Origin of the sequence: Janibacter sp. CX7, assembly GCF_024362365.1 — a bacterium.
GTDB lineage: Bacteria > Actinomycetota > Actinomycetes > Actinomycetales > Dermatophilaceae > Janibacter.
This window is the reverse complement of the sequence record NZ_CP101464.1, coordinates 137,569-156,569: the sequence shown is the minus strand read 5'-3', so window position 1 is coordinate 156,569 and position 19,001 is coordinate 137,569. Positions and strand designations below refer to the sequence as shown.

The following is a 19,001-nucleotide window of genomic DNA, read 5'->3' as shown; positions in this document are numbered from 1 at the left end:
GTGTGGCCAGCCACAGTTTGTGGTGGAGGTGGTGGAGGAGCGGGATCAGATGACGCCCTGGGCAACCATGGCGTCGGCGACCTTGATGTAGCCGGCGAGGTTGGCGCCGGCGACGTAGTCACCCGGGACGTCGAACTCCTCGGCGGTCTCGAGGCAGTTGGCGTGGATGTCGCGCATGATCTCCTCGAGGCGCAGCTCGGTCTCCTCGAAGCCCCACGAGTCGCGGCTCGCGTTCTGCTGCATCTCGAGCGCGGAGGTCGCGACGCCACCGGCGTTGGAGGCCTTGCCCGGGGCGTAGAGCGTGCCGGCCCCGCGGAAGACCTCGATCGCCTCCGGCACGCACGGCATGTTGGCGCCCTCGGCGACGAGCCGGACACCGTTCTTCACAAGGGTGCGGGCGTGCTCCTCGGAGAGCTCGTTCTGCGTGGCGCAGGGCAGGGCGACGTCGCAGGGCACGTCCCAGATGGTGCCGTCGGCGATGTGGCGGGCGGACCCTCCCTGCGCCTCGGCGTAGTCGGTGAGGCGACCACGCTGCACCTCCTTGACCTCCTGCAGCAGGGCCAGGTCGATGCCGGACTCGTCGACGACGTAGCCGCCCGAGTCGGAGACGGCGACGACGGTGCCGCCGAGCTGGTGGACCTTCTCCACGGCGTAGATCGCGACATTGCCGGAGCCCGAGACGACGACCCGCTTGCCGTCGAGGGACTCCCCCTTCGCCTTGAGCATCTCCTGGGCGAAGAAGACGGTGCCGTAGCCGGTCGCCTCGGTGCGCACCTGCGAGCCACCCCACGACAGGCCCTTGCCGGTGAGGACGCCGGCCTCCCAGCTGTTGGTGATGCGCTTGTACTGGCCGAAGAGGTAGCCCAGCTCGCGCCCGCCGACGCCGATGTCACCCGCCGGCACGTCCGTGTACTCGCCGATGTGGCGGTAGAGCTCGGTCATGAAGGACTGGCAGAAGCGCATGATCTCGGCGTCGGACTTGCCCTTGGGGTCGAAGTCGGAGCCACCCTTGCCGCCACCGATCGGCATGCCGGTCAGCGAGTTCTTGAAGACCTGCTCGAAGCCGAGGAACTTGATGATCGACAGGTTGACGCTCGGGTGGAAGCGCAGGCCGCCCTTGTAGGGGCCGAGCGCGGAGTTGAACTCGACGCGGAAGCCTCGGTTGATCTCGACGTCCCCGGAGTCCGTGGTCCACGGCACGCGGAAGATGATCTGCCGCTCCGGCTCGCACATCCGCTTGAGGATCGACCACTGCGCGTACTCGTCGACGCGGCCGGCGATCGGCGACAGCGACTGCATGACCTCGTAGACGGCCTGGTGGAACTCGCGCTCACCGGGGTTGCGCGCGATCACCTCGTCGAAGTGCCCCTGGAAGTTGGGGTGCAGGGCCTGGGTGGTCACAGCCGATCTCCTTCGAAGGGGGTGGGGTCGCCTCACGTTAACCGCCGCGGGTTCGGGGCTGCCGGGCTGTCCGAGGGTTGTCCCTGTCACGTGCGAGGCTTGGCGCCATGAGCGCTTCCGTGAGCAGAGAGACCGGACCCGACCGCTTCGAGGTGAGCACCGACGGAGTCGTCGCCGGCTTCGCCCAGTTCGTCGACCACGACGGTCGCCGAGTTTTCTTCCACACCGAGGTCGGCGAGGAGTTCGGCGGGCACGGCCTGGCCGGCATCGTCGTCGAGGAGGCCGTGCAGGCCACCCGCGAGGAGGGCCTGACCGTCGTGCCGGTCTGCCCCTACGTCAAGAAGTGGCTGACCAAGCACACCGACCACGGCGCCACCATCGCCCAGCCGACCCCCGACGACCTGGCCGCGATCCCGCAGTGACCCTGCGCGTCGCCACCTTCAACGTCAACGGCATCCGGGCGGCGCAGCGGCGGGGCTTCGAGGCATGGCTCGCCGAGCGCGAGCCCGATGTCGTCGCGCTCCAAGAGGTCCGCTGCCCGCCCGGCCAGCTGCCCTCCGGCGTCTTCGGTGACCACCACCTGACCTACGAGCCGGGCCAGATCGCCGGCCGCAACGGCGTCGCCGTGCTCACCCGCACCCGTCCCGCGGCCGTGCGCACCTGGGACGGCGAGGTCCTCATGCGTGCCCCCGGCGAGGAGCACGTGCACACCGAGCCGTCCCCGCCGGGCACGATGGCGCGCGGGTTGTCCCCCTTCGCCTCCGAGGGGAGGTACGTCGAGGTGGACCTCGCAGACCAGCCGCTCACCGTGGCCTCGTTGTACCTGCCGAAGGGAGGGCTGCCGGCCCACCTGCAGAAGCCCGGCGGGCGCGAGGCGCCCGACGGTGGGGCGAAGTACGAGCGCAAGATGGGCTTCCTCGCCTCCTTCGCCCGCCAGCTCGACCGCTCCCGCAAGGCGGCACGGGCGGCTGGGCGCGAGTTCCTCCTGCTCGGCGACCTCAACGTCGCGCACACGCAGCTCGACGTCACCAACTGGCGCTCCAACCAGAAGTCCGAGGGCTTCCTGCCCGAGGAGCGCGAGTGGTTCGACTCGATCGTCTCGCCGCGCACCCTCGTCGACGTCGTGCGGCGCACGCACCCCGACACGACCGGCCCGATGTCCTGGTGGTCGTGGATGGGCGGCGCCTTCGAGCGCGACACCGGCTGGCGGATCGACTACCACCTCGCCACCCCCGGCCTGGCGAAGCGCGCGATCACCGCCGGCACGGACCGCCCGGCGAGCGGTCCGGAGCGGGTGAGCGACCACGCGGCAGTGGTGGTGGACTACGACTACTGACGGGTAACCTCTCGTCATGGACCAGTCGCCGGCCCTGACCATCGGGCTCCCCATCGCCATCGGCATCGTCATGCTCGGACTCGGGCTGTCGCTCACCCGGGCCGACTTCACCCGGGTGCGGGAGGCCCCGCGAGCGGTCGTCGTGGCCTTGGGGCTGCAGATGCTCTTCCTGCCCGTGCTCGCCTACGGGCTCATCCGGCTCTTCGACCTCGACCCGCTGCTCGCCGTCGGTGTCATGCTCCTGGCCGCGGCCCCGGGCGGGACGACGGCCGGCATGTTCAGCTACCTCTTCCGCGGCGACGTCGCGCTCAACATCACGCTGACGGCGCTCAACTCGATCCTGTGCATCGTCACCCTCCCCCTCATCACGGGGTGGGCGGTCAACCACTTCGACGCGGGCAGCGAAGGGGTGGGTGTGCAGCTCGGCAAGTTCGCCAGCGTCGTCGCCGTCGTGCTCGTCCCGGTCGCCATCGGCATGTGGATCCGCTCGGCGCGGCCCACGATCGCGGAGCGCGCTGAGCGACCGATCCGCATCTTCGCCATCGTCTTCCTCGTGCTCGTCGCCATCGGCGCGATCGTCGCCGAGCGGGACAACGTCGTCGACTACGCGCAGTCCGCAGGCGTGGTCGTCGCGCTGCTGTGCGGACTCTCCCTCACGCTGGGCTATGTCGTCGCCCGACTGCTGCGGCTGAGCCGTCCGCAGGGCGTGGCCACCGCCTTCGAGGTCGGCATCCACAACACGACGCTCGCGATGACCCTCGCCCTGAGCGTCATGGGCAGCACCGAGATCGCCATCCCCGCCGCCGTCTACTCGATCGTCATGAACATCTTCGGCTTCGCCTTCGGCATCGCCCTCAACCGCATGCCCGAGCGGGCTGTCGTCCCGGCCGTCTAGGTTGACCCCATGAGCGATGTCACCGTGCTGCACAACCCGAAGTGCTCGACCTCCCGCGCCGCCGTCGAGACGATCGAGGGCGCCGGGGTGGATGCCGAGGTGCACCAGTACCTCAAGCAGCCCCTCGACGAGGCCGCGCTGCGCGAGCTCATCGGCAAGCTCGAGGACGAGCCGACCGACCTCGTGCGCCGCGACTCCTTCTTCAAGGACCAGGGCCTGACCGACGCCGACGTCGCGACGGTCGACCAGGTCGTCGCCGTCCTCGTCGAGCACCCGCGCCTCATGCAGCGCCCGGTGGTCGTCAAGGGCGACCGGGCGATCATCGGCCGGCCCAAGGACCGGGTCGCGCCCTTCGTCGAGGGCTGACGGTCGGTCTCGCACCACGACCCACATGACGAAGGGAGCGCCCGTCACCTGCACGAGGTGACGGGCGCTCCCTTCGCGTGCTCGGTCAGACCTGCAGCTCGCCCATCTCGTCCCAGCCGGAGCCCTCGACGGTGCGGCTGACGATCTTGGGCGTCTCGGCGAGGGCCGGGCGCATGGCCTCCAGGCCCTTGGCGAAGTGGTCGCTCGTCACGTGCGCCTCGCCGGCGTCGTCCTGGAAGGCCTCGACGAGGACCCACTCGTCCTCGGCCTCGATGCTCTTGCTCCACTCGAAGAAGATGTTGCCCGGCTCGGCGCGCGTCGCCTCGGTGAACTCGCGGACGAGCTGCGGCCACTGCTCGGTGTACTCGGGCTTGGTGCGGTACTTCACGACGATGAAGATCATGTCCTCACCGTAACGCCCGCGGCCGAGGCCGGTCAGGCCCGGCGGAGCGCCCCGTGGTCGACCAGGTCGGCCACCGCCGCGGCCACGATCTGCTCGGCCTCGGGGTGGTCGCCGAGCTCCGCGACGACGGTGGTGGTGAGCTCGGCGACGGTGACCGGCTCGCGCGCCGCCCGCCAGACCACGGCTCCCGGACCGGCCAGACGAAGGGGGCGTGCCCCGGCGAGCACGAGCACCTCGCCGTCGCAGGCGATCGCGTCCGACCACGGCGCCCGGACGACCCTGGCCGCCCCCTCCGGCTCCAGGTCCCGGGGCAACTCCATATCCCGGGGCGCCGGGGACTCCCCGTCGTCCAAACTGCGCAAATCCCTAGGGTTTTGCGACGTTCTGTCGTCCGAACTGCGCAAAACCCTAGGGTCCTGCGACGTTCTGGGGGCGGTCGGAGGCACCTCGTCGCGGGGCAGGCGCTCCTGCGGGCGCGGGGGCAGGTGCTCCCAGGTCGGCTCGACGGGAGCGGCCTGCGCCAGGTGCTCGGCGACGAGCTCGTGGCAGGTGTCGACCTCGGCGTAGACGAGCCGGGCGGGGGCGCCGCCGGCGGTCACGGCGCGGGCGAGGCGGTCGAGGCCGTCGTCGAGCCACCACGTCGACGAGGTCTCCGGGAGCACGGCGAGCAGCTGGTCGACGAGCCCGACGGGCTCGATCCGCGAGGAGGTCACCGCGGGGTCGCGGGCGAGGGTGAGCAGGGCGGCGATCGTGGGCGAGGGCGGGGTCGGGCCCAGACCCGACTCGTCCGGCGACGGCTCCGCCTTGTGCCACCGGTCGGCCGGGTCGATGACGAGCGAAGGGGGCTTGGGGTGCGGCGCGATCCGCCCGTCGGCGAGCAGCACGACCGACTCGTCGGTGACATAGCCCAGCCGCTCCCCGAGGACCCGCGTGGCCGTCGACTTGCCCCCTCCGGAGGGGGCGACGAGCACGACCGCGCGCCCGTCGGGGTCGGCGAGCGCCGCGGCGTGCAGCAGGGTCACGCGGCCCCGCAGCCGGGTCAGGCCGAGCCGGGTGATCTCCCGCGAGAGGACATAGGGCAGGCGCTCGAGGTCACTGGCGACGACCGTGGCTCCCGTCCCGTCGCCGGCCAGCCCGACGCGCAGCATCTGCGGCTGGTCGTCGAGGAGCAAGGTCGTCGGGTCGGCCGCGAGCTCGGCGCAGCGCCCCCAGCGGGCGCGCATCTCGGCGGCGGCAGCCGCGGGCAGCGCCGACAGGTCGAGGGTCCACGCGCACCCCATCGTCACGAGGTCCACCACCTCGTCCCCCGCCACCTGCACAGCCACCGCGTGCACTCCCTTCGCCGGGCGTCACTCTGCCAGAGAGGCCCCGGTGCGGCGACGATCGTCGCCGACCGACCACTAGGCTCGGCCACATGCCGCGACCGCACGCAGCCGCGATCTTCGAGGACGCCTGGAACCGCCAGGTGGCCGGTGCCATGCGCCGCCGGGGCTGGGGCACCCGCGTGCTCGCCCACACCGGCTACGGCAGCACCGACCGCATCCGCGTCCTCGGCCGGGTCCTCATGACCCGACGCCCCTACGCCCCGGCCGCCGCCGACGCCCGCGCCACGTGGCTGGAGCTGCGCACCGCCGACAACGAGCGAAGGGGGTGGCGCGTCTTCTTCACCACCCCGGCGGCGGGTGAGCCGGTCACCGTGACGATCGGCGAGCGCGAGTTCCGCACCCGGGTCGACCGCTCCGGGCTGCTCGACCTGACGATCACGGACCACGGGCTCGAGCCCGGCTGGCACGACCTGAGCATCTCCTCGCCGCGCGCGGCGGACACGACGGCGGCGGTCTTCGTCGTCGCGCCGGGCGAGACCTTCGGCATCGTCTCCGACATCGACGACACGATCATCACGACGACGATGCCGCGACCCTTCATCGCGGCGTGGAACACCTTCTTCCGCCACGAGGGCACCCGCCGCGCCGTGCCCGGCATGGCGACGATGTACCGCGAGCTGCTCGCCGAGCACCCGGGCGCGCCGATCGTCTACGTCTCGACCGGCGCGTGGAACCTCGTGCCCGCCCTCACCCGCTTCCTGCGCCGCGCCGGCTACCCGCTCGGACCGATGCTCATGACCGACTGGGGGCCGACGAACACCGGCTGGTTCCGCTCCGGGCAGGACCACAAGCGCGCCGCGCTGCACCGGCTCGCGCGGGAGCTGCCCGAGGTGCGCTGGGTGCTCATCGGCGACGACGGCCAGCACGACCCGAGCCTCTACGGCGAGTTCGCCGAGCAGCTGCCCGAGCGGGTGCGCGCCATCGGGATCCGTGTGCTGTCGACGACGGAGCAGCTGCTCAGCCACTTCACCCCGATCTCGACCGACGACTTCGAGCAGCACGTCGGCGTCGAGCTGCCGATCTGCCGAGCCAACGACGGCTGGACGATGCTCGAGCAGATGCGCGAGGCCCTCGGGACGGAGCGGGCCGGTGCCTGAACTGCCGGAGGTCCAAGGGCTCGTCGACTTCCTCGGCGAGCGGATGGCCGGGCTGGCGGTCGAGTCGCTGGAGCTCGCGTCCTTCTCCGTGCTCAAGACCTTCGACCCGCCACCGCAGGCCCTCGCCGGCGCGCCCGTCGACGGGGTGACCCGCCACGGCAAGTGGATCGACATCGACTGCGACGGCATCCACCTCGTGCTGCACCTCGCCCGCGCCGGCTGGGTCCGCTGGTCCGAGGAGTTGCCGCGCACCGTGCTGCGGCCCGGCAAGTCACCCATCGCGCTGCGGGTGCGGCTCGTCGACGGCTCGGGCTTCGACGTCACCGAGGCCGGCACGAAGAAGAGCCTCGCCGCCTACCTCGTGCGCGACGTGCAGGCCGTGCCGGGCATCGCGAGCTTGGGACCCGACCCGCTCACCGACGACTTCACCCGCGAGGCCTTCGGCGAGCTGCTCGCCGGCCGCTCCGCCCAGATCAAGGGCGTGCTGCGCGACCAGTCGGTCATCGCGGGGGTGGGCAATGCCTACTCCGACGAGGTCCTGCACGTGGCAAAGCTGTCTCCCTTCGCCAAGGCGTCGACCCTGACCGACGAGCAGGTGGACACGCTCTACCAGGCCCTGCGCTCGACCCTGACCGACGCCGTCGCGGCTGCCTCGGGCAAGCCGGCGAAGGAACTCAAGGACGCCAAGCGGGCCGGGATGCGGGTCCACGGACGCACTGGCGAGGCCTGCCCCGTGTGCGGTGACGTCGTGCGCGAGGTGAGCTTCGCCGACCGGTCGCTGCAGTACTGCGCCACCTGTCAGACCGGCGGCAAGCCGCTCGCCGACCGGCGGACGAGCAAGTTCCTCAAGTAGCCGTCAGTCGGTGGCGATCAGCCGCCAGGCCGAGCGGATGTGCTCCTCCGTGGCCGCCGCCGCGAGATCACCGTCGCCGGCCGCGATCGCCGTGTGGATCCGCCGGTGGTCCGCCCGCAGCTTGTCGGCGACCTCGTCCCAGTCGCCGACGGTGCGGAAGGCGTCGAGGATCGGCAGTCGCATCGACTCCCGGATGGCTGCGGTGACGTCGCGAGCCAGCTGGTTGCCCGCGGCCTCGGCGAGCGCGACGTGGAAGGCGGTGTCGTGGTCGTTGAACCGCTCCCGGTCGATCCCCGGGGTCTCCATGAGGTCGAGCAGGCGGGTCATCTCGGCCAGCTGCTCCGGTGTCGCGTGGGCCGCGGCGAGGCGCACGCTCACCGTCTCGAGAGCCACCCGCACCTCGAGCACGTCGGGCAGCGGGAAGTTGGCGAGCGCCACGTGCAGGCGCAGCAGACGGGCGAGGGCGCCGCTGGGCACGGCGGTGATCATCGTCCCGCCGGCGCCACCGGCCCCGACCGACGAACGCACGACCCCCTGGGCCTCGAGCGTGCGTACCGCCTCGCGCACCGCAGCACGACCCACGTCGAGCATCCGGGCCAGCTCGCGCTCCGCCGGCAGGGTGTCGCCGACCCGCAGCCGACCGTCGAGGATGCGCTCGTCGACCCACGCGAGCACGACCTCGTAGGCCTTGAGGCCCGCTCCGGGCCTCGCGGGGCTGGGATCTTCGATCACGAGCACAGGATGGCACGGCCTCGCGGCGGCCGGGAGAAGTGGTCGGACCATTATCGGTTCTTTTGGTCCGACCATTGACGGGATGGCCTTACCGGGTCTACGGTCAATGCTCGACACAATGGTCCGACCATTATGTCGATCCTCCCGCCCGACGACGTGCACCCGGAGCCCCGATGACCCCCACCGCCGTACCGATGGACTTCACACCGGAGATCGCTCCGGTGCTCGACAGCCTCACCGTCTCAGCCCTCGTGGCCCTCGTGCCGCTGGTGACGATCTTCGTCACCCTCGGCCTGCTGAAGTGGAAGGCGCACTGGGCCGGCCTGACCGCCGTGGCGGTCGCGATCCTCGTGGCGGTCGTCTTCTTCGGGATGCCAGCCCACCTCGCCGCGCTCGCGGCGACCGAGGGCGCCGTCTTCGGCCTCTTCCCCATCATGTGGATCGTCTTCACCGCGATCGTCCTCTACGAGGTCACGGTGCGCTCGGGTCACTTCGAGGACCTGCGCGCGACCTTCCGGCTCATCTCCGACGACCCGCGGATCCAGGCGATCATCATCGCCTTCTGCTTCGGCGCGCTCCTCGAGGCCCTCGCCGGCTTCGGCGCCCCCGTGGCCATCACCGGCGTCATGCTCATGGCGGTGGGCTTCGCCCCCCTTCGCGCCGCCACGGTCGTGCTGCTGGCCAACACCGCCCCGGTCGCCTTCGGGGCGATCGCCATCCCGATCCTCACCGCCGGCAACCTCACCGGCATCCCCTACGAGGAGATCGGTGCCTACGTCGGCCACCAGGCACCGATCATCGCCATCTTCGTCCCGCTGCTCCTCGTCTTCATGGTCGACGGGCGAAGGGGGGTCCGCCAGACCTGGCCGGCCGCCGTCGTCATCGGCCTCGCCTTCGCCAGCACCCAGTGGGTCTCGGCGACGTGGATCTCGGTCGAGATGACCGACATCATCGCCTCCCTCGTCTCGCTCGCCGTCGCCGTCGCCTTCCTGCGGACCTGGCAGCCGACCGGCGGTGACGAGGCCACCGAGTCGCTCCAGGTCGAACGGGAACAGCAGTTCGCGCTCGCCGGGGCCGACGGCCCTACGACCGGCGGCGGGTCGGCCGACGCCTACCAGATCACGCCCGAGGAGCTCGACTCCCAGGCCCGCGCCCTCACGCCGCGCCGCATCGCCTGGGCGATGTTCCCCTACGTCCTCGTCGTCGCCGTCTTCTCGATCGCCAAGCTCGTGCCGGCCGTCGACACCTGGCTCACGGGGACCAACGTCAAGATCCCCTGGCCCGGTCTGGCCGGTGAGGTGCTCACCCACGACGGCAGCGTCAACGCCTCGGCGACCTACTCCTTCTCCTGGCTCTCCTCCCCCGGCACCATGCTCCTCGCCTGCGCCGTCGTCGTGGCCCTGGCCTACGGGATCGGCTTTTCCGGCCTGGCCGCCGAGATGAAGGAGACCGCGGTGAAGATGCGCTGGGCCTTCGTCACCGTCGCCTCGGTCCTCGCCCTCGCCTACGTCATGAACCTCTCCGGGCAGACGATCACCATCGGCGCCTGGATCGCCGGGACCGGAACCGCCTTCGCCTTCCTCAGCCCCTTGCTCGGGTGGCTCGGCACGGCGGTCACCGGCTCGGACACGAGCGCCAACGCGCTCTTCGCCACCCTGCAGCAGAGCGCCGCCGAGCGGGCGGGGATCGACCCGACCCTGCTCGTCGCGGCCAACACCTCCGGAGGAGTCGTCGGCAAGATGATCAGCCCGCAGAACCTCACGATCGCGGCCACGGCCGTCGGTCTCGTCGGCCAGGAGTCCGCCATCCTGCGCAAGGTGCTCCCCTGGAGCATCGGACTCATCGTCGTCATGTGCCTCATCGTCGGCCTGCAGTCGACAGTCCTGTCGTGGATGCTCCCGTGACCGCGCCGGCCCGCACCGACCTCAAGGTCGCCCTCTTCGCCACCTGCTTCAACGACACGATGTGGCCGGGCACGCCCAAGGCGACCGTGCGCCTGCTCGAGCGGCTCGGGGTCCGGGTCGAGTTCCCCATGGAGCAGGCCTGCTGCGGCCAGGTGCTCACCAACACCGGCTACGGCCGCAACGCCGTGCCGATGGTGCAGCGCTTCGCCGACGTCTTCGAGGGCTACGACGCCGTCGTGGCGCCGTCGGGCTCGTGCGTCGGCTCGGTGCGCGAGCAGCACGCGACGATCGCCCGGCAGGCCGGTGAGGAGCGGCTGCTCGGCCGGGTGCAGGAGGTGACGCCCAGGGTCCACGAGCTGTCCGAGTTCCTCGTCGACGTGCTCGGCGTGACCGATGTCGGGGCGTACTTCCCCCACCGGGTCACCTACCACCCGACCTGCCACTCGCTGCGCATGCTGCGGGTCGGCGACAAGCCGCTGCAGCTGCTGCGCGCGGTCCGCGGGCTCGAGCTCGTCGACCTGCCTGGCGACACGGAGTGCTGCGGCTTCGGCGGGACCTTTGCGGTGAAGAACGCGGACGTCTCCGTCGCGATGGGCGCCGACAAGTGCCGCAACATCCGCTCGACCGACGCCGAGGTCGTCGTCGCGAGCGACAACTCCTGCCTGGCCCACATCGGCGGGATGCTCGACCGGCAGCGGTCGGGGGTCCGGCAGATGCACCTGGCGGAGATCCTGGCCAGCACCGAGGAGGACCCCGCATGAGCACGCAGGCACGAGGCGGACCGGTCCAGCAGACCTCGTCCACCTTCATCGGCATGCCGGCCTTCCCCGAGGCCGCCCGTGAGGCGCTCGACAACACCCAGCAGCGCAAGAACCTGCGCCACGCGACCCACACGATCCGCGACAAGCGGGCCGCGGTGGTCGACGAGCTCCCCGAGTGGGAGGCCCTGAGGGTTGCCGGCGCCGACGCCAAGGACGAGGCGCTGACCCACCTGGCCGACTACCTCGAGCAGCTCGAGGAGTCGCTCGTCGCGCAGGGGGCCACGGTCCACTGGGCGCGTGACGCCGTCGAGGCCAACCGGATCGCGCTGGAGATCGCGCGGGCCAAGGAGGTCGACGAGGTCGTCAAGGTCAAGTCGATGGCGACCCAGGAGATCGAGCTCAACGAGGCCCTCGAGGAGGCCGGCGTCCACGCGTGGGAGACCGACCTCGCCGAGCTCATCGTCCAGCTCGGGCACGACCGCCCCAGCCACATCCTCGTCCCCGCGATCCACCGCAACCGCAACGAGATCCGCGAGATCTTCCTGCGTGAGATGGCCAAGGTGGGCCGCCCCGCCCCTGACGACCTCACCCAGGACCCGGCACGCCTGGCCGAGGCCGCGCGCCTGCACCTGCGCGAGAAGTTCCTGCGGGCCAGGGTCGGCATCTCCGGCGCCAACTTCGCCATCGCCGACACCGGCACCCTCGTCGTCGTCGAGTCCGAGGGCAACGGCCGGATGTGCCTGACCCTGCCCGAGACGCTCATCTCCGTCGTGGGCATCGAAAAGGTCCTGCCGACGTGGGACGACCTCGCGCCGATGATGCAGCTCCTCCCCCGGTCGAGCACCGGCGAGCGGATGAACCCCTACACGACGATGTGGACCGGCGCCCATGACGGCGACGGCCCGCAGGACGTGCACGTGATCCTCCTCGACAACGGGCGCAGCCACGTCCTCGCCGACACCGTCGGCCGTGAGGCGCTGCGCTGCATCCGCTGCTCGGCCTGCCTCAACGTCTGCCCGGTCTACGAGCGCACCGGCGGCCACGCCTACGGCTCCGTCTACCCGGGTCCGATCGGCGCGGTGCTCAACCCGCAGCTGCGCGGCACCAGCAGCGCGGTCGACCAGTCGCTGCCCTATGCCTCGAGCCTGTGCGGCGCCTGCTTCGACGCGTGCCCGGTGCGGATCAACATCCCCGAGCTGCTCGTCGAGCTGCGCGGGCGGGTCACCGAGGAGGGCCACGCCGCCGAGAGCGCGGCCATGAAGGCCGCGGCGTGGGTGCTCTCCGACCCCAAGCGGCTCGCCGGCGCCCAGCGGGCCTCGAGCCTCGTCGGCCGGGTCGTCGGCGACCGGACGATCCGATCACTGCCTGGCCTCGGCGCGTGGACCAGTGCGCGCGACGTCCCCACCCCACCCACCGAGAGCTTCCGCCAGTGGTGGGCTCGCGAGAGAGGCGATGACCGATGAGTGCACGCGAGGAGATCCTGCGCCGGGTCCGCGACGCGACCACCGACGTCACCACGTCGGCCGGCGCGACCCCCCGCGAGCCGCTGACCGGCAGCGGTGCGGTCGGCGCCGACGGGCTGACGCAGTTCGTCGAGACGGTCGAGGACTACCGGGCCGACGTCGTCCGGGTCGGCCCCGACGGGGTGGCCGTGGCCATCACGGCCGCCCTGCGCGAGCGCGGCTGCGGCAGCGTCGTCGTCCCCGAGGGCCTGGAGCCCACGTGGGTCGACGCCGTGGCCGAGGTCGCCGAGGTGCGACGTGAGTCGCAGACCCGCACGCACGCGGACCTCGACGCCACGGACGGCGTCGTCACCGCGGCGGCCCTGGGCATCGCGGTCACCGGGACGATCGTGCTCGACCACCGCGCGGACCAGGGCCGGCGGGCGCTCACCCTCGTGCCCGACACCCACGTGTGCGTCGTGCGCGCGGACCAGGTCGTGCAGGACGTGCCCGATGCGGTGGCCCGGCTGCGGCCCGACGCCGGTGACGCCCGGCCGCTGACCTGGATCAGCGGGCCGAGCGCCACGAGCGACATCGAGCTGCAGCGGGTCGAGGGCGTCCACGGCCCGCGCAACCTGGTCGTCCTGCTCGTCGAGGGCTGATCCGGGCCGCGCCCTTGCACCTGCACCTGCACCAGGACCCCAAGGTCCTGCGCGCCCAACTCCGCAAGACCCCAGGGTCTGCGGAGTTGGGGGCAGCGCTCGGCTGCGCGGGGCGCAGGCTCAGCTCGGGTCGACCCTGATCGCCCCGACGCCGTTGTCCAGCGTGATCCGGCGGCTCGCGGACGGGTCGCTGCCGATGGAGTTGGCGACCTCGGTGGAGCCGCTGGAGGTCGCGACCCGGTAGCCCACGGTGTCGGGAACCCGCACGACGAGCTCGCCGACGCCGACGCTCGCCTCGACCGTCCGGGGCGGCTCGACGGCTTCGTAGTCGAGCGCCCCGACGCCGATGTCGACGCTCAGGTGCTCGCCCTCGGCCTCGGCGACGGTCACGTCACCGACGCCGACCTCGACGTCCACGTCGCGGGTCATGCCCTCCACGCTCACCGCGCCGACGCCCTGCTCGATGTCGACCTCGGTGTCGGCCGGCACGACGACGAGCCAGTCGACCTCGCAGACCGTGCCGATCGCCGGCCCGGTGCACGACGAGGACAGCCGCGTGGTGTCGCCGCTCGTGCGCACGCTGGTGCGCGGTTCCCACAGCCCCCAGGTGCGGGTCGTCGTGACGTGCGGCGTCTCGCCGGGCTCGGCCGCGCGCACCCGGACGTCACCGACCTGGGCGTTGATCTCGAGGGAGCCGGCGGCGGTGATGCGCTGGTCGGAGGTGGCCGACTGCTTGAGCATGGGGCCGACGAGGCTCAGACCTGCCACGACGACGAGCACGACGGCGACGAGCAGCGCGAGGACCCGGATCGGGCCGACGGGAGTGCGCGAGGGGCGCGGCTCCGCCGCGAGGCGGACCGTCTCGGCCCGACGCGCCTCACGCTCGCGCGAGGCGTCGGTGCGATAGCGATCGCGCAGCTCGGGGTCGGTGGGCTCGCCCGGTCGGGGCGGCAGCGGGGTGGTCGTCATCGTCTCAGTCCTCCTGGTCGAGCCAGCGCAGGACGGCGAGCACCCGGCGGTGGTCACCCTCTGCCGGCGGCAGGTCGAGCTTGGTGAAGATCGAGGTCACGTGCTTCTCCACGGCCCCGTCGGAGATGTAGAGCTCCTTGCCGATCGCGGAGTTGGTCCGGCCCTGGGCCATGAGCCCGAGGACGTCCCTCTCTCGCGGCGTGAGCGCGGCCAGCGGGTCGGCGTGCCGGGCCCGCGTGAGCAGCTGGGTGACGACCTCGGGGTCGAGCACCGTGCCGCCGGCGGCGACGTCGCGCAGCGCGCCGATGAAGTCGCTCGTGTCGGCGACGCGGTCCTTGAGGAGGTACCCGACCCCCTTCGACCTCGCCGCGACGAGCTCGGTGGCGTACTGCTCCTCGACGTACTGCGACAGGACCATGACGGCGGTCTCGGGGTGCTTGTCGCGCACCGCGAGCGCCGCGACGATCCCCTCGGAGGTGAAGGTCGGGGGCATCCGCACGTCGACGACCACGAGGTCGGGCCGGTGCTCGTCGACGGCGGCGACGAAGGTCTCGGCGTCGGGGCACGCGGCCGCCACGTCGAAGCCGGCCGAGGTCAGCAGGCGCACGATCCCGTCGCGCAGCAGGACCGAGTCCTCGGCGAGGACCACGCGGGTCGCGGGGGTCTCGTCGGGCTGGGTCGTGGTCGGCTCGGTCATCACAGGCTCCGTCCGGGGCGAAGGGGGAGGGTTGCGGTCAGGGTGGTCGGTCCCCCGGTCGGGGAGGTGACCTCGAGGGTGCCGTCGACGGCGCTCACGCGCTGCCGCAGGCCGGTCAGGCCGGTGCCGCGGGAGGGGTCGGCACCGCCGCGGCCGTCGTCGGTGACCGTGGCGACGAGGTGCTGCTCGTCCTTCGTCACGACGACGCGGGCGTGCTCGGCGCGGGAGTGCTTCGCGACATTGGTCAGGGCCTCGCTGACGACGAAGTAGGCGATCGCCTCGGTCGTCGGGTCGACCCGGCCGACCTCGTGCACCTCGACGGAGGCGGGCACGGCGGAGCGGGCGGCCAGGGCGGGCAGGGCAGCCTCGAGCCCGCGGTCGGCGAGGATCGGGGGCACGATGCCGCGGGCGACGTGGCGCATCTCGACGATGGCCTCCTTGGCGCTGCGGTGCGCCTCGTCGACGAGCTCGGCGGCCGCCGCGGGGTCACGGTCGATCGCCTCCTTGGCCATGCCGAGGGTCATCGCGATCGCGACCATCCGCTGCTGCGGCCCGTCGTGCAGGTCGCGCTCGATGCGACGACGCTCGGCCTCGACGGAGTCGACGGCCTCGCGGCGCGACTCGCTGAGGGTGTCGACGCGGGCGGTGAGGTGCTCGACGACCTTGCGCTCGTCGCGCCCGAGGAGCCAGCGGGCGAGCATGACGTCGACCGAGGTGAGCCCGTGGGCGACCAGCGGGATGACGACGAGGGTGACGAGGGCGATGGTCCAGGCGCTGGCCAGACCGATGACCCCGTCGACGGGGATCCACCCGAAGACCGAGATCCCGCTGTCGGGCAGGCGGCTGCCGAGCAGCGGCACGAAGAGCAGCAGGAGCGCCTGGGTGAGGACCGCCAGCGTGAGCCAGCCCATGAAGCTGCCCCACAGCGCGTGCAGCGCGAAGTACGCGGTGCTGCGCCACGAGTGCACGTCGAAGAAGAGCCGCCGCCACAGCGGCTGCGCCCGCCGCGCCGGCGGGTGCACCTGACGCCCGGTCAGCGCGATGATCCGGTGCCGCTCCGCGTGCCCGAGGACGCCGCAGAGCCACACGAGCGGCACGAGCAGCAGGATCCCGACGCCGCCGGCGGTGATGAGCGCGACGGAGACGAGCACGAGGGTGACGAGCAGCATCGCGCCGATCGACGTCACGGTGCTCGTCAGGAGGAGCAGCACGCTCCCCCAGCCGGCGAGCCAGCGCCGCGGGAGGGACAGCCGCTCGAGGGGCGGGGTGATGGTCTGGGTGGTCACGGCATCCAACCTAGGGATCCGAGACGTCCGGGTCTGCCCCGATCTCCCCGAGACGAAGGGGGTCATCCCCCTTCGTCAGGTCCGGTCAGGCGTAGGCCCGGGCCATCTCCACGCTTTGGCGCACGTAGTCGCCGCCGAAGACGACGGCGTGGACCATGACCGGGAAGAGCTGGTGCAGGCCGACCCGCTCCTGCCAGCCGTCGGCGAGCGGGGCGGCCTCGTCGTAGGCCGCGATGATGCGGGCGATGTGCGGCGCGGTGAAGAGCAGCAGCATCGCCAGGTCGGTCTCGGCGTGACCGCCGTGCGCGGCCGGGTCGATGAGGACGGGCCCCTCGCGGGTCCAGATGATGTTGCCCGCCCAGAGGTCGCCGTGCAGGCGGGCCGGCGGCCGGCCGTCGTCGAACTCGCCTGACACGAGCCGGTCGGCGACCCGCTCGAAGAGGGTGCTGTCGTCCTCCCACAGGCCCTGCGCGCGGCCGAGCTGCAGCATGTGGCGGATGCGCTGCTCGCCGAAGAACTCGCCCCAGCGCTCGGTGGGCTGCAGCGGCATCGGCAGCGGGGAGTCGGCCGGGCCGACGAAACCGTGGCTCGTCCACCGCGCTGGCGGCGCCCCGAAGGCCGGCGCCCCCGCCGCGTGCATCGCCGCGAGCGCCACCCCGAGGCCGTCGGCATGGAGGTTCGTCGACGGACCCGCGTCGTACTGCAGCAGGTCGATGTGGTCGAGGTCGACGTCCTGCAGCTGCGCGATGCGGGCACCGCCCTGCTCCTGCGCCTCCGCGAGCCACAGCAGCCCGGCCGCCTCCCAGGAGGAGTAGCCGCGCGGGGCTGCCGAGGTGTCCTTGCGATAGGTGCGGGGAGGCTTCACGTGGCCAAGCCTGCCACTCGCTGACTCCGGTCCCTGAGGAGGCCGCCCGCGGCCGTCTCGAAGGGCCGCTCCGGACGAAGGGGGACGCCGGCGCCTCTCCCCGCTCCGGACGAAGGGGATGCCACCCGCACTCCCCCGCTCCGGACCAAGGGGGACGCCGGCGCCCGCCGAAGTCCCTTCGTCCGTCCGCACGTCACGTCGGTCCGACGGACTTCGGCTTGATGTGCGCCGACATCCCCTTCGTCCTGCGCTGGTGGTCAGCGAGACCCCGGGCCGCCGCTCGCACATCACCCGTGGGTTGAGGTGCGAGCGTCAGCGAGCCTCGAGACCGGGGCCGTGGTCAGCGGACCTGGGGCAGCGTGCCGGTCTCGTCGACGGGGGCGGCGGTGGAGCGCGAGCCGACCTTGATGGGGCCGGTGGCGCCGGCCGAGGTCTTGCCCTCGCCGGCGATGGCGACGGCCACGGTGTCGGCGACGTCGGGGTGGAAGACGCTCGGGATGATGTAGGAGGGGTTGATCTCCTCGTCCTTGACCACCGCCGCGATCGCGTCGGCGGCGCGGATGAGCATCTCGATCGACACGTCCTCGGCGTGGGCGTCGAGCAGCCCGCGGAAGACGCCCGGGAAGGCGAGCACGTTGTTGATCTGGTTGGGGTAGTCGCTGCGGCCGGAGGCGACGACCTTGGCGTACTTCGCGGCCTCGGCCGGGTCGATCTCCGGGTCGGGGTTGGCCAGGGCGAAGACGATCGCGTCGTCGGCCATGTTGTCGCGGATCCACTCGGCCTTGAGCAGGTTGGGCGCCGAGACACCGATGAAGACGTCCGCGCCCTGCAGCCCGTCGGCGAGGTCACCGCGGACCTTGCGCGGGTTCGTCCGCTCGGCGAGCTCGCGCTTGGCGCCGGTCAGGGACTCGTCGTCGGAGGAGAGCAGTCCCTCGCGGTCGTAGACGACGACGTCCTTGGCGCCGGCGGCGAGCAGCAGGGTGACGATCGCCGAGCCGGCGGCGCCGCCACCGGAGACGACGATGCGCACCTGCTCGAGCCACTTGTCGACGACCCGCAGCGCATTGCGCAGCGCGGCGAGGACGACGATCGCGGTGCCGTGCTGGTCGTCGTGGAAGACCGGGATGTCGAGGCTCTCGCGCAGCCGGCGCTCGATCTCGAAGCACCGCGGGGCGGCGATGTCCTCGAGGTTGATGCCACCGAATCCGGGGGCGATCATCTCGACGGCGCGGATGATCTCCTCGGTGTCCTGCGAGGCGAGGCAGATCGGCCAGGCGTCGATGCCGGCGAACTGCTTGAAGAGCGCGGCCTTGCCCTCCATGACCGGCATCGCGGCCTCGGGGCCGATGTTGCCCAGGCCGAGGACGGCCGAGCCGTCGGTGACGACCGCGACGCTGTTGCCCTTGACCGTCAGGCGGCGGGCGTCCTCGGGGTGCTTGGCGATGGCGCTCGAGACGCGGCCGACGCCGGGCGTGTAGGCCATCGAGAGGTCGTCACGGGTCTTGAGCGCGACCTTGGAGCGGACCTCGATCTTGCCGCCGAGGTGGAGCAGGAAGGTGCGGTCGGAGACCTTGTGCACCTTGACCCCGTCGATCGCCTCGACGGCCTCGACGAGGTCGTCGGTGTGGTTGACGTCGAAGCCCGAGCACGTGGCGTCGATGACGAGACGGTCGTGGCGCGAGTCGGCGATGTCGACGGCGGTGACGATGCCGCCCTGCTCGGCGATCGCGGTGGCGATGCGGCCGACGACGGCGTAGTCGGGCGAGGTGTGCAGGCGGATGGTGATGGAGTACGACGAAGGGGTTGCTGCGGGCATGTGAGCAGTGTCTCACCGGCGCGACGATGCTCGTCGATCGGTCCTTATCGGCGGCGGTCTAGACGTCCGTAGACGTCACGATCGGGACGAAGGGGGGGCGACGCGCCGATTCGCGAATCTGCCGAGATATC

Annotated in this window: 19 protein-coding genes; 10 read left to right on the top strand and 9 right to left on the bottom strand. The window is 71.9% G+C overall.

Annotated elements, in window-relative coordinates; genetic code table 11:
• Positions 1–45 precede the first annotated feature (45 nt).
• Complete coding sequence (gene gdhA / locus NMQ01_RS00810; protein WP_255185004.1) at positions 46–1,401, bottom strand: NADP-specific glutamate dehydrogenase; 1,356 nt, start codon at positions 1,399–1,401, stop codon at positions 46–48.
• A gap of 107 nt (positions 1,402–1,508) precedes the next feature.
• Between gdhA and NMQ01_RS00805 the strand changes: the two genes are divergently transcribed.
• Genes NMQ01_RS00805 through NMQ01_RS00790 form a run of 4 tightly spaced genes read left to right on the top strand, consistent with a single transcriptional unit; the run spans position 1,509 to position 3,998 of the window.
• Positions 1,509–1,823 carry a GNAT family N-acetyltransferase gene (locus NMQ01_RS00805; RefSeq protein WP_255185003.1) on the top strand — a complete coding sequence of 105 codons (315 nt, stop codon included), beginning with the start codon at positions 1,509–1,511 and terminating at the stop codon, positions 1,821–1,823.
• A gap of 2 nt (positions 1,824–1,825) precedes the next feature.
• Entirely contained in the window at positions 1,826–2,737 is a 912-nt protein-coding gene (locus NMQ01_RS00800) for an exodeoxyribonuclease III (protein ID WP_255186399.1), read from the top strand.
• 16 nt (positions 2,738–2,753) lie between these two features.
• Positions 2,754–3,632, top strand: a complete 879-nt coding sequence (locus NMQ01_RS00795; RefSeq protein ID WP_255185002.1) for a bile acid:sodium symporter family protein — start codon at positions 2,754–2,756, stop codon at positions 3,630–3,632.
• Between the two features lie 9 nt (positions 3,633–3,641).
• Complete coding sequence (locus NMQ01_RS00790) at positions 3,642–3,998, top strand: ArsC/Spx/MgsR family protein (protein ID WP_255185001.1); 357 nt, start codon at positions 3,642–3,644, stop codon at positions 3,996–3,998.
• Between the two features lie 85 nt (positions 3,999–4,083).
• On the opposite strand, the gene NMQ01_RS00785 is transcribed toward NMQ01_RS00790, so the two are convergent.
• Both NMQ01_RS00785 and NMQ01_RS00780 read right to left on the bottom strand, forming a co-directional pair.
• Positions 4,084–4,401: a putative quinol monooxygenase gene (locus NMQ01_RS00785; protein WP_255185000.1), complete on the bottom strand. Its 318-nt coding sequence runs from the start codon at positions 4,399–4,401 to the stop codon at positions 4,084–4,086.
• 32 nt (positions 4,402–4,433) lie between these two features.
• Entirely contained in the window at positions 4,434–5,726 is a 1,293-nt protein-coding gene (locus NMQ01_RS00780) for a hypothetical protein (RefSeq protein WP_255184999.1), read from the bottom strand.
• A gap of 89 nt (positions 5,727–5,815) precedes the next feature.
• Here NMQ01_RS00780 and NMQ01_RS00775 point away from each other — a divergent pair, with 89 nt between their 5' ends.
• Both NMQ01_RS00775 and NMQ01_RS00770 read left to right on the top strand, forming a co-directional pair.
• Positions 5,816–6,883, top strand: coding sequence for an App1 family protein (locus NMQ01_RS00775; RefSeq protein WP_255184998.1), 1,068 nt, complete (start codon positions 5,816–5,818; stop codon positions 6,881–6,883).
• Entirely contained in the window at positions 6,876–7,736 is an 861-nt protein-coding gene (locus tag NMQ01_RS00770) for an Fpg/Nei family DNA glycosylase (RefSeq protein WP_255184997.1), read from the top strand. The genes NMQ01_RS00775 and NMQ01_RS00770 overlap by 8 nt, the downstream gene beginning before the upstream one ends.
• Positions 7,737–7,739: 3 nt before the next feature.
• On the opposite strand, the gene NMQ01_RS00765 is transcribed toward NMQ01_RS00770, so the two are convergent.
• The gene (locus NMQ01_RS00765) at positions 7,740–8,468 is read right to left on the bottom strand and encodes a FadR/GntR family transcriptional regulator (RefSeq protein ID WP_255184996.1); all 729 of its coding nucleotides are present in this window, start codon (positions 8,466–8,468) and stop codon (positions 7,740–7,742) included.
• Positions 8,469–8,641: 173 nt separating this feature from the next.
• On the opposite strand from NMQ01_RS00765, the gene NMQ01_RS00760 reads away from it, so the two are divergent.
• From NMQ01_RS00760 to NMQ01_RS00745, 4 genes are read left to right on the top strand one after another with little or no spacing between them, the layout of a single operon-like run.
• Positions 8,642–10,372 carry an L-lactate permease gene (locus NMQ01_RS00760; RefSeq protein ID WP_255184995.1) on the top strand — a complete coding sequence of 577 codons (1,731 nt, stop codon included), beginning with the start codon at positions 8,642–8,644 and terminating at the stop codon, positions 10,370–10,372.
• Positions 10,369–11,133: a (Fe-S)-binding protein gene (locus NMQ01_RS00755; RefSeq protein WP_255186398.1), complete on the top strand. Its 765-nt coding sequence runs from the start codon at positions 10,369–10,371 to the stop codon at positions 11,131–11,133. Before NMQ01_RS00760 ends, NMQ01_RS00755 begins: the two co-directional genes overlap by 4 nt.
• A complete protein-coding gene (locus tag NMQ01_RS00750) occupies positions 11,130–12,596 on the top strand; it encodes a LutB/LldF family L-lactate oxidation iron-sulfur protein (protein WP_255184994.1) in 1,467 nt (488 codons plus the stop codon). The genes NMQ01_RS00755 and NMQ01_RS00750 overlap by 4 nt, the downstream gene beginning before the upstream one ends.
• Positions 12,593–13,237, top strand: coding sequence for a lactate utilization protein C (locus NMQ01_RS00745; RefSeq protein ID WP_255184993.1), 645 nt, complete (start codon positions 12,593–12,595; stop codon positions 13,235–13,237). Before NMQ01_RS00750 ends, NMQ01_RS00745 begins: the two co-directional genes overlap by 4 nt.
• Positions 13,238–13,357: 120 nt before the next feature.
• On the opposite strand, the gene NMQ01_RS00740 is transcribed toward NMQ01_RS00745, so the two are convergent.
• The 5 genes from NMQ01_RS00740 to NMQ01_RS00720 form a co-directional block, all read right to left on the bottom strand.
• Entirely contained in the window at positions 13,358–14,206 is an 849-nt protein-coding gene (locus NMQ01_RS00740) for a hypothetical protein (RefSeq protein ID WP_255184992.1), read from the bottom strand.
• Positions 14,207–14,210: 4 nt separating this feature from the next.
• Entirely contained in the window at positions 14,211–14,903 is a 693-nt protein-coding gene (locus NMQ01_RS00735; RefSeq protein ID WP_255184991.1) for a response regulator transcription factor, read from the bottom strand.
• Positions 14,903–16,189: a sensor histidine kinase gene (locus tag NMQ01_RS00730; protein ID WP_255184990.1), complete on the bottom strand. Its 1,287-nt coding sequence runs from the start codon at positions 16,187–16,189 to the stop codon at positions 14,903–14,905. The genes NMQ01_RS00735 and NMQ01_RS00730 overlap by 1 nt, the downstream gene beginning before the upstream one ends.
• A gap of 85 nt (positions 16,190–16,274) precedes the next feature.
• Positions 16,275–17,054, bottom strand: coding sequence for a fructosamine kinase family protein (locus tag NMQ01_RS00725; protein ID WP_255184989.1), 780 nt, complete (start codon positions 17,052–17,054; stop codon positions 16,275–16,277).
• 340 nt (positions 17,055–17,394) lie between these two features.
• Positions 17,395–18,870: an NAD-dependent malic enzyme gene (locus NMQ01_RS00720; RefSeq protein WP_255184988.1), complete on the bottom strand. Its 1,476-nt coding sequence runs from the start codon at positions 18,868–18,870 to the stop codon at positions 17,395–17,397.
• Between the last annotated feature and the right edge of the window lie 131 nt (positions 18,871–19,001).